We start from the raw sequence: 13,583 nt of genomic DNA, 5'->3' as shown, positions 1-13,583 counted from the left end.
GCATGGCAGCCAAGAAACGTGGACTGGGACGCGGGCTCGATGCCCTGCTGGGCGGCTCGAGTCCCGCCAAACTGCAGGAAGAAGCCGTACAGGCCGACCGCCGCGAGTTGCAGCAGATCCCCCTCGACCTGATGCAGCGCGGCAAGTACCAGCCGCGTCGCGACATGGACCCTCAGGCGCTGGAGGAACTGGCGCAGTCGATCAAGGCCCAGGGCGTGATGCAGCCCATCGTGGTGCGGCCGATCGCCAATGGCCGCTACGAGATCATCGCCGGCGAGCGGCGCTGGCGGGCCAGCCAGCAGGCCGGACTGGAAAAGATCCCGGCGCTGGTGCGCGACGTGCCGGACGAAGCGGCCATCGCCATGGCGCTGATCGAGAACATCCAGCGCGAGGACCTCAACCCGATCGAGGAAGCCGCTGCCCTGCAGCGCTTGCAGCAGGAGTTCCAGCTGACCCAGCAGCAGGTCGCGGAAGCGGTCGGCAAGTCGCGCGCGACCATTACCAACCTGCTGCGCCTGATCGGCCTGCCGGAAGAGATCAAGACCTTGCTTTCCCATGGCGACCTGGAGATGGGCCATGCCCGTGCGCTCCTCGGTCTGCCGGCAGAACGGCAGGTGGAAGGGGCGCGACATGTTGTCGCACATGGGCTGACCGTACGTCAGACCGAAGCCCTGGTTCGGCAGTGGACGCATGCCCCGGGCAAGCCTGCGGGACCGGTCAAGAGCGACCCGGACATCGCCCGCCTGGAACAGCGCCTGGCCGAGCGCCTGGGCGCTTCGGTGCAGATCCGGCATGGTCAGAAGGGCAAGGGACAGCTGGTCATCCGCTACAGCTCCCTGGATGAACTGCAGGGCGTCCTCGCCCACATCCGTTGACACACTTTGGGTTGTAGCGGGTAGTCGGAAATCACTACCAGCCAGTTGAACAGGGGGGACTCCCCCCCTATACTCTGCGCGCTATTTTGTGGGCACTTTTTATGCCAAGTCGTTGATTTGGCAGTGCCGACACCAGAAGACTGAGAGCGCGATGGAGTCCCGCATGCCAAGTCGCCTGCCGGCATTCAGATTGCTGCTCGTCCAACTGGTAGTAGTGCTTGTTGCTGCGATCTCCCTGTGGATTTCTTGGGGACCGGTAGCCGGATATTCCGGACTGCTGGGAGGGATGATCGCCTGGTTGCCGAATTGTTATTTCGCCTACAAAGCGTTCCGTTTCAGCGGAGCGCGGGCTGCCCGGGAAATCGTTCGCTCTTTCTATGCGGGCGAAGCCGGGAAACTGATTCTGACGGCGGTGCTCTTCGCACTGGCGTTCGCAGGCGTGAAGCCACTGATGGCGCCGGCTCTGTTCGGTGTCTATCTGCTGACCCTGATGGTCAGCTGGTGCGCACCCCTGCTGATGGGAAAAACATTTACAAGACCTTAGAGCGATTGAGGCAAACATGGCAGCAGAAACCGCTTCGGGTTACATCCAGCACCACTTGCAGAACCTGACCTTCGGGCGTCTGCCTAATGGTGATTGGGGGTTCGCCCACACCGCCGAGCAAGCCAAGGAAATGGGCTTCTGGGCATTCCACGTAGACACCCTGGGCTGGTCGGTACTGCTCGGCGTGGTGTTCCTGTTCATCTTCCGCCTGGCAGCCAAGAAGGCCACCAGCGGCCAGCCGGGTGGACTGCAGAACTTCGTCGAGGTGATGGTCGAGTTCGTCGACACCAGCGTCAAGGACACCTTCCACGGGCGCAACCCGTTGATCGCGCCCCTGGCCCTGACCGTGTTCGTCTGGATCTTCCTGCTCAACCTGATCGACCTGGTACCGGTGGACTACCTGCCGATGCTGGCCGCGAAGATCACCGGCGACGAGCACCTGTTCTTCCGCGCGGTGGCCACCACCGACCCGAATGCCACCCTCGGCCTGTCGATCTCGGTGTTCGCCCTGATCATCTTCTACAGCATCAAGGTCAAGGGCATCGGCGGCTTCCTCGGTGAACTGACCCTGCACCCCTTCAGCAGCAAGAACATCGTCGTTCAGATCCTGCTGATTCCGGTGAACTTCCTGCTCGAGTTCGTGACCCTGATCGCCAAGCCGGTTTCGCTGGCGCTGCGTCTGTTCGGCAACATGTATGCCGGCGAACTGATCTTCATTCTGATCGCCGTCATGTTCGGTAGCGGAATGTTCCTGCTGAGTGCCCTGGGCGTAGCCCTGAACTGGGCGTGGGCTGTGTTCCACATCCTGATCATCACCCTGCAGGCCTTCATCTTCATGATGCTGACCATCGTCTACCTGTCGATGGCGCACGAAGACAACCATTAATCGATTCGCTTCAACCTTTAACCAACACGACAAAAAGTCGGGAGGAAAAATGGAAACTGTAGTTGGACTGACTGCTATCGCCGTTGCTCTGCTGATTGGCCTGGGTGCCCTGGGTACCGCCATCGGTTTCGGTCTGCTGGGTGGCAAGTTCCTGGAAGGCGCAGCTCGTCAGCCTGAAATGGTTCCGATGCTGCAGGTGAAAATGTTCATCGTCGCCGGCCTGCTGGACGCCGTGACCATGATCGGTGTGGGTATCGCCCTGTTCTTCACCTTCGCGAATCCCTTCGTTGGTCAAATCGCCGGCTAATCACTCGAATCATTCGATTTGAGTGTTTGACGGACAACGAACGAGCGAGGTGTTGGCGTGAACATTAATGCAACCCTGATTGGCCAGTCCGTTGCGTTCTTCATCTTTGTGCTGTTCTGCATGAAGTTCGTGTGGCCTCCGGTCATCGCGGCTCTGCAAGAGCGTCAGAAGAAGATCGCTGACGGCCTGGACGCTGCCAACCGCGCGGCTCGTGATCTGGAGCTGGCTCATGAGAAAGCGGGCCAGCAACTGCGCGAAGCCAAGGCTCAGGCAGCCGAAATCGTCGAGCAGGCGAAGAAACGCGCTAACCAGATCGTCGATGAAGCCCGCGACCAGGCCCGTACCGAAGGCGAACGCCTGAAGGCCCAGGCCCAAGCGGAAATCGAACAGGAACTGAACAGCGTCAAGGACGCCCTGCGTGCCCAAGTGGGTGCCCTGGCCGTCACCGGCGCAGAGAAGATCCTGGGTGCTTCGATCGACGCAAACGCGCACGAGCAGCTGGTTTCCAAACTGGCAGCCGAGATCTAAGCGAGGGCGCTATGGCAGAACTGACCACGTTGGCTCGTCCCTACGCAAAGGCGGCTTTCGAGTACGCCCAGGCTCATCAGCAACTGGCCGATTGGTCGGCTGCGCTGGGTGTGCTGGCCGCAGTGTCGCAGGACGACACCGTGCGCCAGCTGCTCAAAGAGCCTCAGCTGACCTCTTCGGCCAAGGCCCAGAGCCTGATCGATGTGTGCGGCGACAAGCTGAATGCACCAGCCCAGAACTTCGTCCGGACTGTGGCTGAGAACAAGCGGCTCGAACTGCTGCCGACCATCGCTGAGATGTACGAGCAGTTGAAGGCCGAGCAGGAAAAGTCGGTCGAGGTAGAAGTCACCAGTGCCTTCACCTTGAGCAAAGAACAGCAGGACAAACTCGCCAAGGCTCTCAGCGCCCGGCTCAGTCGCGAAGTGCGGCTACATGCGTCGGAAGACGCGAGCCTGATCGGCGGCGTGATCATTCGCGCCGGTGACTTGGTAATCGATGGCTCGGTGCGCGGCAAGCTCGCGAAACTGGCCGAAGCGTTGAAATCTTGAGTTTGAAGGGGCAGCGGCATGCAGCAACTCAATCCTTCCGAAATTAGTGAAATCATCAAGGGGCGCATCGAGAAACTCGACGTCGCCTCCCAAGCACGAAACGAAGGCACCATCGTCAGCGTGTCCGACGGTATCGTGCGCATCTACGGTCTGGCCGACGTCATGTACGGCGAGATGATCGAGTTCCCGGGCGGCGTCTACGGTATGGCGCTGAACCTGGAGCAGGATTCCGTGGGTGCCGTGGTCCTGGGTGAATACCAGGGCCTCGCCGAAGGCATGAACGCCAAGTGCACCGGGCGCATCCTGGAGGTTCCGGTCGGTCCGGAACTGCTGGGTCGCGTAGTCGACGCACTGGGCAATCCGATCGACGGCAAAGGCCCGATCGACGCCAAGGCCACCGACGCGGTCGAGAAGGTCGCTCCGGGCGTGATCTGGCGTAAGTCGGTAGACCAGCCGGTACAGACCGGCTACAAGTCGGTCGACGCCATGATCCCGGTAGGCCGTGGCCAGCGCGAGCTGATCATCGGCGACCGCCAGATCGGCAAGACCGCCCTCGCGGTCGACGCCATCATCAACCAGAAAGACAGCGGCATTAAGTGCGTCTACGTGGCCATCGGCCAGAAGCAGTCCACTATCGCCAACGTCGTACGCAAGCTGGAAGAGAACGGTGCCCTGGCCAACACCATCGTGGTCGCCGCCAGCGCTTCCGAGTCCGCCGCCCTGCAATACCTGGCGCCGTACTCCGGTTGCACCATGGGCGAATACTTCCGCGATCGCGGTGAAGACGCCCTGATCGTCTACGACGACCTGTCCAAGCAGGCCGTGGCTTATCGCCAGATCTCCCTGCTGCTGCGCCGTCCGCCGGGCCGCGAAGCCTACCCGGGCGACGTGTTCTATCTCCACAGCCGTCTGCTGGAGCGCGCTTCCCGCGTTTCCGAAGAGTATGTCGAGAAGTTCACCAACGGCGCCGTGACCGGCAAGACCGGCTCGCTGACCGCGCTGCCGATCATCGAGACCCAGGCCGGCGACGTTTCCGCGTTCGTTCCGACCAACGTGATCTCGATCACCGACGGCCAGATCTTCCTGGAATCCGCCATGTTCAACTCGGGTATCCGTCCGGCCGTCAACGCCGGTATCTCGGTATCCCGCGTAGGTGGCGCGGCCCAGACCAAGATCATCAAGAAGCTGTCCGGCGGCATTCGTACCGCTCTGGCCCAGTACCGTGAACTGGCGGCCTTCGCCCAGTTCGCCTCGGACCTGGACGAAGCGACCCGCAAGCAGCTGGAGCATGGTCAGCGCGTTACCGAGCTGATGAAGCAGAAGCAGTACGCGCCGATGTCGATCGCCGAGATGTCGCTGTCCCTGTATGCCGCCGAGCGTGGCTTCCTGCAGGACGTCGAAATCGCCAAGGTCGGTAGCTTCGAGCAGGCGTTGATCTCCTACTTCCAGCGCGAGCATGCCGCTCTGCTGGCGAAGATCAACGAGAAAGGTGACTTCAACGACGAAATCGACGCGGGCATCAAGGCCGGCATCGAGAAGTTCAAGGCCACCCAAACCTGGTAAGCCGCAGCGGGGGCCGCGAGGCTCCCGCCTGCTAACCCGATAGGTGTCAAATGGCAGGCGCAAAAGAGATTCGCAGCAAGATTGCGAGCATCAAAAGCACGCAAAAGATCACCAATGCCATGGAAAAAGTGGCGGTGAGCAAGATGCGCAAGGCACAAATGCGCATGGCGGCCGGCCGTCCCTACGCGGAGCGTATTCGCCAGGTGATCGGCCATCTGGCCAACGCCAACCCGGAATACCGTCACCCGTTCATGGTCGAGCGTGAAGTCAAGCGCGTCGGCTACATCGTGGTGAGCAGTGACCGTGGTCTGTGCGGCGGTCTGAACATCAACCTGTTCAAGTCCCTCGTCAAGGACATGAGCGGCTACCGCGAGCAAGGGGCGGAAATCGACCTTTGCGTGATCGGTAGCAAGGGCGCTTCGTTCTTCCGCAGTTTCGGCGGCAACGTCGTGGCAGCTATCAGCCACCTCGGCGAAGAGCCTTCGATCAACGACCTGATCGGCAGTGTCAAGGTGATGCTCGACGCATACCTCGAAGGCCGTATCGATCGCCTGTTCGTGGTCTCCAACAAGTTCGTCAACACCATGACCCAGAAGCCGACCGTGGAACAGCTGATTCCGCTGGTGGCCGATGACGATCAGGAGCTGAAGCACCACTGGGACTATCTCTACGAACCCGACGCCAAGTCGCTCCTCGACGGGCTGCTGGTGCGTTACGTGGAATCCCAGGTGTACCAGGCCGTGGTTGAGAACAACGCCTGTGAGCAGGCGGCCCGGATGATTGCAATGAAGAACGCTACCGACAACGCCGGCGAGCTGATCAGCGATTTGCAGCTGATCTACAACAAGGCGCGTCAGGCGGCGATCACCCAGGAAATCTCGGAAATCGTCGGCGGCGCTGCCGCGGTGTAAGAACAGGTTCAAAATTCAGAGGAACCAGACATGAGTAGCGGACGTATCGTTCAAATCATCGGCGCCGTGATCGACGTGGAATTCCCGCGCGATGCCGTGCCGAGCATCTATGAAGCCCTGAAGGTTCAGGGCGTTGAAACCACCCTGGAAGTCCAGCAGCAGCTGGGCGACGGCGTGGTTCGTTCCATTGCGATGGGTTCCACCGAAGGCCTCAAGCGTGGCCTGAACGTGGACAGCACTGGTGCTGCCATCTCCGTGCCGGTCGGTAAAGCGACCCTGGGCCGGATCATGGACGTACTGGGCAACCCGATCGACGAAGCCGGCCCCATCGGCGAAGAAGAGCGCTGGGGCATCCACCGCGAAGCTCCGTCCTATGCCGACCAGGCTGGCGGCAACGAGCTGCTGGAAACCGGCATCAAGGTGATCGACCTGGTCTGCCCGTTCGCCAAGGGCGGCAAGGTAGGCCTGTTCGGCGGCGCCGGCGTGGGCAAGACCGTCAACATGATGGAACTGATCCGTAACATCGCCATCGAGCACAGCGGTTATTCCGTGTTCGCGGGTGTGGGCGAGCGTACTCGTGAGGGTAACGACTTCTACCACGAGATGAAGGACTCCAACGTACTGGACAAGGTAGCCCTGGTATACGGCCAGATGAACGAGCCGCCGGGCAACCGTCTGCGCGTCGCACTGACCGGCCTGACCATGGCCGAGAAGTTCCGTGACGAAGGCCGTGACGTTCTGTTGTTCATCGACAACATCTACCGTTACACCCTCGCCGGTACCGAAGTGTCCGCACTGCTGGGCCGTATGCCGTCCGCGGTGGGTTATCAGCCGACCCTGGCCGAAGAGATGGGCGTTCTGCAGGAGCGCATCACCTCCACCAAGAAAGGCTCGATCACCTCGATCCAGGCCGTATACGTTCCCGCGGACGACCTCACCGACCCGTCCCCGGCGACCACGTTCGCCCACCTGGACGCGACCGTCGTACTGTCCCGTGACATCGCCTCGCTGGGTATCTACCCTGCGGTCGACCCGTTGGACTCCACCTCTCGCCAGCTCGATCCGCTGGTGATCGGCCAGGATCACTACGACACCGCTCGCGGCGTCCAGTATGTTCTGCAGCGCTACAAGGAGCTGAAGGACATCATCGCGATCCTGGGCATGGACGAACTGTCCGAAGCCGACAAGCTGCTGGTGGCGCGCGCTCGTAAGATCCAGCGCTTCCTGTCCCAGCCGTTCTTCGTAGCGGAAGTCTTCACCGGCTCGCCGGGCAAGTACGTTTCCCTGAAGGACACCATCGCTGGCTTCAAGGGCATTCTCAACGGCGACTACGATCACCTGCCGGAGCAGGCGTTCTACATGGTCGGCGGTATCGAAGAAGCGGTCGAGAAAGCCAAAAAACTGTAATCCTGTGCGCCCGGCGACGGGCGCTCATGTGAGGCAAGCGTATGGCCATAACAGTCCATTGCGACATCGTCAGCGCCGAGGCGGAGATCTTCTCCGGCCTGGTCGAGATGGTTATCGCGCACGGCGCTCTGGGTGACCTGGGTATCGCCCCGGGCCACGCGCCGCTGATCACCGACCTGAAACCGGGCCCCATCCGCCTGGTCAAGCAGGGCGGCGAGCAGGAGGTGTACTACATCTCCGGCGGTTTCCTCGAAGTCCAGCCGAACATGGTCAAGGTCCTCGCCGACACCGTGGTTCGTGCCGGCGACCTCGACGAAGCGGCCGCCCAGGAAGCCCTGAAGGCTGCCGAAAAGGCGCTGCAGGGCAAGGGCGCCGAGTTCGACTACAGCGCCGCTGCCGCGCGTCTGGCCGAAGCCGCAGCCCAGCTGCGCACCGTCCAGCAACTGCGCAAGAAGTTCGGCGGCTGATTTCCAGCCGGTACTTCTAGCGGTGTCAGGGAAAAGGGTAGCCTGTGGGCTACCCTTTTTTCGTTTTGCATCTTCACTCACAGGTTTTGCCTGTGACCACCAGGAACGGTAGTCCAGTCCATGTCCCTTGAAATCGTGATTCTCGCCGCCGGCCAGGGCACCCGCATGCGTTCGGCCCTGCCCAAGGTCCTCCATCCCATTGCCGGCAAGCCGATGCTCGGCCACGTCATCGACTGCGCGCGCCAGTTGCAGCCGGAACGGATCCACGTGGTGATCGGCCACGGCGCGGATCTGGTGCGTGAGCGGATGGCCGCCGACGACCTGAATTTCGTGCTCCAGGCCGAACAGCTCGGTACGGGCCATGCGGTGGCCCAGGCCCTGCCGTTCCTCAGTGCAGACCAGGTGCTGATCCTCTACGGCGACGTGCCGCTGATCCAGCTGGACACCTTGCAGCGCCTGCTGGCGCAAGTCACCCCGGACCAGTTGTCGTTGCTCACCGTCGACATGCTCGACCCCACCGGCTACGGCCGCATCGTCCGTGACGACCAGGGCGCGGTGCAGGCCATCGTCGAGCACAAGGACGCGACCCCGGCGCAGCGCCAGATCGGCGAGATCAACACCGGCATCCTCGCGGTGCCGGGCAAGCGCCTTGCCGACTGGCTCGGCCGCCTGTCCAACGACAACGCCCAGGGCGAGTACTACCTGACCGACGTGATCGCCATGGCGGTCGGCGACGGCCTGGTGGTAGCCAGCGCCCAACCGCTGGACGCGATGGAAGTGCAGGGCGTTAATGACCGCATGCAACAGGCCCAGCTGGAGCGTCACTACCAGCGCCTGCGCGCGGAGGAGCTGATGCGCCAGGGCGTGACCCTGCTCGATCCGCAGCGCCTGGATGTCCGTGGCGAAATCTCGGTCGGCCGCGACGTGCTGATCGACGTCAACGTGGTGCTGGAAGGCCGCGTGGTGATCGAGGACGACGTGCACATCGGACCGAACTGCGTGATTCGCGACAGCGTCCTGCGGCGTGGCGCGGTGATCAAGGCCAACAGCCACCTGGAAGGCGCGGAGCTGGGCGAGGGTAGCGATGCCGGTCCGTTCGCCCGCCTGCGTCCGGGCAGCGTGCTCGGCGCTCGGGCCCATGTCGGCAACTTCGTCGAACTGAAGAATGCCCGCCTGGGCGAGGGCAGCAAGGCCGGCCACCTGAGCTACCTGGGCGATGCCGAGCTGGGCGCCAACTGCAATATCGGCGCCGGCACCATCACCTGCAACTACGATGGCGCGAACAAATTCCGCACCGAGCTGGGCGACGATGTGTTCATCGGCTCGAACAACTCGCTGGTGGCGCCGCTGAAGATTGGCGATGGCGCGACGACCGCGGCCGGCTCCACCATCACCCATGAGGTTCCGGCGAAGAACCTGGCCTTCGGCCGCGCCCGGCAGAAGAACCTGGAAAACTGGAAGCGCCCGGAAAAAATCAAGAAGTAACGGAGCGGCACGGATGCCGAAGCCTGCGAAATGGATCGTGCTGGGGCTGCTCATAGCCGGGGCGGTGCTACCCGAATGGCCGCGGATACCCGTCGAAGGCGCCAGTGCCCGCGACTGGAATCCGCGAACCTTCTGGTTCGAGCCCTGGGGGCGCTCCGGAGTGCACAAGGGCATCGACATCTTCGCCCGCAGCGGCACCCCCGTACGCTCCGCCAGCTACGGCCTGGTGCTCTATCGCGGGGAGATCGCCCTCGGCGGCAAGGTCGTCCTGGTGCTGGCGCCCAAGTGGCGCCTGCATTACTACGCCCATCTCGATAGCCTCGACGCCTATCCGGGCCAGCCGGTCCTCGCCGGTTCCCGCCTGGGTGCGGTCGGAACCACCGGCAACGCGCGCGGCAAGCCGGCCCACCTGCACTACGCGATCATCACCTTGCTGCCCTATCCCTGGCTGGCCGACGCCAGCACCCAGGGTTGGAAGAAAATGTTCTACCTCGATCCCAATACGGTGCTGCCGAGCCGATGAAAAGTCATTGACGGGAATCGCCGGATAAGTTTTGATTCGCACACTTTTCTTTCGAAACGAAACTTAAGTGATCTCGAAACGTAATACGCCGCAACGTCGCCATGCCATCCTCGCGCTGCTTTCCGAGCAGGGCGAGGTCAGCGTGGACGCACTCGCCAAGCGCTTTTCCACCTCGGAAGTGACCATCCGCAAGGACCTCGCCGCCATGGAAAGCCACGGCCTGCTGTTGCGTCGCTACGGCGGTGCGGTGCCGATGCCGCAGGAACTGATCGGCGAAGCCGCACAGCCCGTCTCGCCCTACAAGCAGGCTATCGGTCGCGCCGCCGCGGCGCGCATCCGCGAGCATGCGCGGATCATCATCGACAGTGGCAGCACCACCGCGGCGATGATCCCCGAACTCGGGCACAAGCCGGGCCTGGTGGTGATGACCAACTCACTGAACGTGGTCAACGCCCTGCGCGAACTGGAGCACGAGCCGGTGCTGCTGATGACCGGGGGGACCTGGGATCCGCATTCCGAGTCGTTCCAGGGGCAGGTTGCCGAGCAGGTGCTGCGTTCCTATGACTTCGACCAACTATTCATCGGTGCCGACGGCCTCGATCTCGAACGCGGGACGACCACGTTCAACGAATTGCTGGGCCTGAGCCGGGTGATGGCCGAGGTCGCCCGCGAGGTGATCGTCATGGCCGAGGCCGACAAGGTCGGTCGGCGCATTCCCAACCAGGAATTGCCCTGGAGCAGCATCCATACCCTGATTACCGACGAGCGCCTGGAACCTTCCGCGCGCGAACAGATAACCGCCCGGGGCGTCACGCTGATCTGCGCCCCGGTCGAGCCCTGAAAGGAGAAAGACCCCATGTGTGGAATCGTAGGCGCGATCGCCGAGCGCAACATCACCCCCATCCTCATCGAAGGCCTCAAGCGCCTCGAGTATCGCGGCTACGACAGCGCCGGCGTGGCGGTCTTCGATAACGAAGGCAGGCTGCAGCGCTGCCGCCGGGTCGGCAAGGTCGCCAGCCTGGAGGAAGGCCTGGCCGGTACGCCGCTGCTCGGCCGCCTGGGCATCGCCCATACCCGCTGGGCGACCCACGGCGCGCCAACCGAAGGCAACGCCCACCCGCATTTCTCCAGCGACGAACTGGCGGTGGTGCACAACGGCATCATCGAGAACCACGAACCTCTCCGTGAGCGGCTCAAGGGCCTGGGCTACGTGTTCACCTCGCAAACCGACACCGAGGTCATCGTCCACCTGCTGCATCACAAGCTGCAGTCCATCGGCGACCTGACCCTGGCGCTGAAGGACGCGGTCAAGGAATTGCACGGGGCCTATGGCCTGGCAGTGATCAGCGCGGCGCAGCCGGACCGCATCGTCGCCGCCCGCAGCGGCAGCCCGCTGGTGATCGGCCTCGGGCTTGGCGAGAACTTCCTCGCTTCCGACCAACTGGCGCTGCGCCAGGTGACCGACCGCTTCATCTACCTGGAAGAAGGCGATATCGCCGAGATCCGTCGCGACAGCGTGCGCCTGTGGGATGTCCAGGGCAACGACGTGCAGCGCGAGACCGTGCAGTACCACGAAGGCGCCGAAGCCGCCGACAAGGGCGAGTACCGGCACTTCATGCTCAAGGAAATCCACGAGCAGCCCAGCGTCGTGCAGCGCACCCTGGAAGGCCGCCTCGGGCAGAACCAGGTAATGGTGGAAAGCTTCGGCCCGCAGGCGGCGGAGCTGTTCGCCAAGGTTCGCAACGTGCAGATCGTCGCCTGCGGTACCAGCTACCACGCCGGCATGGTCGCCCGTTACTGGCTGGAAAGCCTGACCGGGATTCCCTGCCAGGTGGAGGTCGCCAGCGAGTTCCGCTACCGCAAGGTCGCGGTGCAGCCGGGTTGCCTGTTCGTCACCATCTCCCAGTCCGGTGAGACCGCCGACACCCTGGCTGCCCTGCGCAACGCCAAGGAGCTGGGCTTCCTCTCCAGCGTGGCGATCTGCAACGTTGCCACCAGTTCGCTGGTGCGCGAATCCGACCTGACCCTGCTGACCCAGGCCGGCCCGGAAATCGGCGTGGCCTCGACCAAGGCCTTCACCACCCAGTTGGTCGCCCTGCTGCTGCTGACCCTGGGCATCGGCCAGGTGCAGAAGCGCCTGGCCGATGGCGTCGAAGCCGAGCTGGTGGACGAACTGCGTCGCCTGCCGACCCGGCTGGGCGAGGCGCTGGCGATGAACCGGACGGTGGAGAAGGTTTCCGAGCTGTTCGCCGAGAAGCACCACACCCTGTTCCTCGGCCGTGGCGCGCAGTTCCCGGTGGCCCTGGAAGGCGCGCTGAAGCTCAAGGAAATTTCCTATATCCATGCCGAAGCCTACCCGGCCGGCGAACTCAAGCATGGCCCGCTGGCGCTGGTGGACAGCGACATGCCGGTGGTTACCGTGGCGCCGAACAACGAGCTGGTGGAGAAGCTCAAGTCGAACCTGCAGGAAGTCCGCGCCCGCGGCGGCGAACTGGTGGTGTTCGCCGACGAAGGCGCGGGCATCGAGGCCGGCGAGGGCACCCATGTGGTGGGCATGCCGCACATCGGCGACGTGCTCTCGCCGATCCTCTACACCATCCCGTTGCAATTGCTCTCGTACCATGTCGCCGTGCTCAAGGGCACCGACGTCGACCAGCCGCGCAACCTGGCCAAGTCGGTCACCGTCGAGTAACGCCGGCCGCGTACCCGAGAAGCCGGGGCAGGCATGCGGCCCCGGCGATCGCGGCGCTCGCCGTCAATCGCGCAACGGCAGCGCCTCGTCGCTCCTGCGGCTGGCGAACCAGTCCAGCACGGTGAACCAGGCGCCGATCCCCAGGCCGATGCCCAATACCCACAGGGTGGCGGGCGGCCCCTTCAGCTCCAACAGTCGCACAGCCAGGGGCACGCTGGCGAGAATGGCGATGTTGTTGAACGTCTCGGCGAACGACAGCACCATGCCCTTGTCCGGCCCGGAGCGCGAGGCGAGTACCACCGTGCCCGCCGGCGCGCCCAGGCCCAGCGCGGCGCCCCAGGCGCCCAGGCAGCAGAGTGCCACGGGCAACGGTAGCGGCAGGAGCATGAAGGTCGACATCGATAGCACCAGGAGCGCCAGCACCAGCAGGAGCATGTCTTCGTCGCGCTTCAGGTAGCGCCGCAGGTAACCCGCGGCGAGGTTGCCCACGGCCAGGCCCACGCCGAAGGCGGCGATGCTGATGCCTATCTGCGCGGTGCTGAAGCCGTAGCGCTGGCGCAGCACCTCTCCCGAGAGAAGCAGGCCGGCGACCCCGGTGCCGTTCCAGGCACCCTTGGCGATCAGTGGCCTGAGGATGCTCCATTGCCTGCACCAGCCCAGCGCGTGGCCCTCGGCGCGCGGTGCCACGGCTTGCACGGGAAGGCGCTGGCGCGCCATCAGGAAGACCAGCACGCAACCGCACGAGACCATCAGGAAGGGCGCCGCCCAGCCGAAGAAGTCCGAGAGGAGGCCGGCCAGTGCCGGGCCGGCGGCAATGCCGAGGGTCATGCCGAGCATCACCTGGCCC

General features: G+C 63.5%; 15 protein-coding genes. 14 read left to right on the top strand and 1 reads right to left on the bottom strand.

From position 1 onward, the window contains the following. Positions 1-2 precede the first annotated feature (2 nt). The 14 genes from VQ067_RS00075 to glmS all read left to right on the top strand — a co-directional run bounded on the left by VQ067_RS00075 (position 3) and on the right by glmS (position 12,736). Positions 3-875 carry a ParB/RepB/Spo0J family partition protein gene (locus VQ067_RS00075; protein WP_003100240.1) on the top strand — a complete coding sequence of 291 codons (873 nt, stop codon included), beginning with the start codon at positions 3-5 and terminating at the stop codon, positions 873-875. 163 nt (positions 876-1,038) lie between these two features. Next, positions 1,039-1,419, top strand: coding sequence for a F0F1 ATP synthase subunit I (locus tag VQ067_RS00070; RefSeq protein ID WP_003097239.1), 381 nt, complete (start codon positions 1,039-1,041; stop codon positions 1,417-1,419). Positions 1,420-1,435: 16 nt separating this feature from the next. After that, a complete protein-coding gene (atpB, locus tag VQ067_RS00065) occupies positions 1,436-2,305 on the top strand; it encodes a F0F1 ATP synthase subunit A (protein WP_003097238.1) in 870 nt (289 codons plus the stop codon). Positions 2,306-2,354: 49 nt separating this feature from the next. Next, positions 2,355-2,612: a F0F1 ATP synthase subunit C gene (gene atpE / locus VQ067_RS00060; RefSeq protein WP_003097235.1), complete on the top strand. Its 258-nt coding sequence runs from the start codon at positions 2,355-2,357 to the stop codon at positions 2,610-2,612. 57 nt (positions 2,613-2,669) lie between these two features. Continuing rightward, positions 2,670-3,140, top strand: a complete 471-nt coding sequence (locus VQ067_RS00055; RefSeq protein ID WP_003100235.1) for a F0F1 ATP synthase subunit B — start codon at positions 2,670-2,672, stop codon at positions 3,138-3,140. 11 nt (positions 3,141-3,151) lie between these two features. Next, the gene (locus VQ067_RS00050) at positions 3,152-3,688 is read left to right on the top strand and encodes a F0F1 ATP synthase subunit delta (RefSeq protein WP_003097135.1); all 537 of its coding nucleotides are present in this window, start codon (positions 3,152-3,154) and stop codon (positions 3,686-3,688) included. A gap of 18 nt (positions 3,689-3,706) precedes the next feature. Then, positions 3,707-5,251 carry a F0F1 ATP synthase subunit alpha gene (gene atpA / locus VQ067_RS00045; protein WP_003097134.1) on the top strand — a complete coding sequence of 515 codons (1,545 nt, stop codon included), beginning with the start codon at positions 3,707-3,709 and terminating at the stop codon, positions 5,249-5,251. Positions 5,252-5,301: 50 nt separating this feature from the next. Continuing rightward, positions 5,302-6,162, top strand: coding sequence for a F0F1 ATP synthase subunit gamma (gene atpG / locus VQ067_RS00040; protein WP_003097132.1), 861 nt, complete (start codon positions 5,302-5,304; stop codon positions 6,160-6,162). A gap of 30 nt (positions 6,163-6,192) precedes the next feature. Continuing rightward, complete coding sequence (gene atpD / locus VQ067_RS00035; protein ID WP_003097130.1) at positions 6,193-7,569, top strand: F0F1 ATP synthase subunit beta; 1,377 nt, start codon at positions 6,193-6,195, stop codon at positions 7,567-7,569. A 41-nt stretch (positions 7,570-7,610) separates the two neighbouring features. Beyond that, positions 7,611-8,036 carry a F0F1 ATP synthase subunit epsilon gene (locus VQ067_RS00030; RefSeq protein WP_003097128.1) on the top strand — a complete coding sequence of 142 codons (426 nt, stop codon included), beginning with the start codon at positions 7,611-7,613 and terminating at the stop codon, positions 8,034-8,036. A gap of 120 nt (positions 8,037-8,156) precedes the next feature. After that, positions 8,157-9,521, top strand: coding sequence for a bifunctional UDP-N-acetylglucosamine diphosphorylase/glucosamine-1-phosphate N-acetyltransferase GlmU (gene glmU / locus VQ067_RS00025; protein ID WP_003109147.1), 1,365 nt, complete (start codon positions 8,157-8,159; stop codon positions 9,519-9,521). A 13-nt stretch (positions 9,522-9,534) separates the two neighbouring features. Then, positions 9,535-10,044: a M23 family metallopeptidase gene (locus VQ067_RS00020; protein ID WP_003097125.1), complete on the top strand. Its 510-nt coding sequence runs from the start codon at positions 9,535-9,537 to the stop codon at positions 10,042-10,044. 67 nt (positions 10,045-10,111) lie between these two features. Continuing rightward, complete coding sequence (locus VQ067_RS00015) at positions 10,112-10,885, top strand: DeoR/GlpR family DNA-binding transcription regulator (protein ID WP_003109145.1); 774 nt, start codon at positions 10,112-10,114, stop codon at positions 10,883-10,885. 15 nt (positions 10,886-10,900) lie between these two features. Continuing rightward, the gene (gene glmS, locus VQ067_RS00010) at positions 10,901-12,736 is read left to right on the top strand and encodes a glutamine--fructose-6-phosphate transaminase (isomerizing) (RefSeq protein ID WP_033989979.1); all 1,836 of its coding nucleotides are present in this window, start codon (positions 10,901-10,903) and stop codon (positions 12,734-12,736) included. 63 nt (positions 12,737-12,799) lie between these two features. Here the strand turns inward: glmS and VQ067_RS00005 are convergent. Next, positions 12,800-13,583 (bottom strand): MFS transporter (locus tag VQ067_RS00005; RefSeq protein WP_340080794.1); only part of this gene is annotated, 784 nt, incomplete at its 5' end.

Source organism: Pseudomonas sp. KBN12P06040, from assembly GCF_037574965.1.
In the GTDB taxonomy this organism is placed as follows: domain Bacteria; phylum Pseudomonadota; class Gammaproteobacteria; order Pseudomonadales; family Pseudomonadaceae; genus Pseudomonas; species Pseudomonas aeruginosa.
The sequence above is the reverse complement of the archived record's forward strand: the minus strand, read 5'-3'. Positions and strand labels throughout refer to the sequence as shown.

Bases quoted from the DNA above. Each gene is read 5' to 3' on its own strand.
- VQ067_RS00050 (WP_003097135.1), top strand. From the start codon at position 3,152: ATGGCAGAACTGACCACGTTGGCTCGTCCCTACGCAAAGGCGGCTTTC.
- glmU (WP_003109147.1), top strand. From the start codon at position 8,157: ATGTCCCTTGAAATCGTGATTCTCGCCGCCGGCCAGGGCACCCGCATG.
- VQ067_RS00030 (WP_003097128.1), top strand. From the start codon at position 7,611: ATGGCCATAACAGTCCATTGCGACATCGTCAGCGCCGAGGCGGAGATC.
- atpB (WP_003097238.1), top strand. From the start codon at position 1,436: ATGGCAGCAGAAACCGCTTCGGGTTACATCCAGCACCACTTGCAGAAC.
- VQ067_RS00020 (WP_003097125.1), top strand. From the start codon at position 9,535: ATGCCGAAGCCTGCGAAATGGATCGTGCTGGGGCTGCTCATAGCCGGG.
- atpG (WP_003097132.1), top strand. From the start codon at position 5,302: ATGGCAGGCGCAAAAGAGATTCGCAGCAAGATTGCGAGCATCAAAAGC.
- VQ067_RS00075 (WP_003100240.1), top strand. From the start codon at position 3: ATGGCAGCCAAGAAACGTGGACTGGGACGCGGGCTCGATGCCCTGCTG.
- atpD (WP_003097130.1), top strand. From the start codon at position 6,193: ATGAGTAGCGGACGTATCGTTCAAATCATCGGCGCCGTGATCGACGTG.
- atpE (WP_003097235.1), top strand. From the start codon at position 2,355: ATGGAAACTGTAGTTGGACTGACTGCTATCGCCGTTGCTCTGCTGATT.
- atpA (WP_003097134.1), top strand. From the start codon at position 3,707: ATGCAGCAACTCAATCCTTCCGAAATTAGTGAAATCATCAAGGGGCGC.
- glmS (WP_033989979.1), top strand. From the start codon at position 10,901: ATGTGTGGAATCGTAGGCGCGATCGCCGAGCGCAACATCACCCCCATC.
- VQ067_RS00070 (WP_003097239.1), top strand. From the start codon at position 1,039: ATGCCAAGTCGCCTGCCGGCATTCAGATTGCTGCTCGTCCAACTGGTA.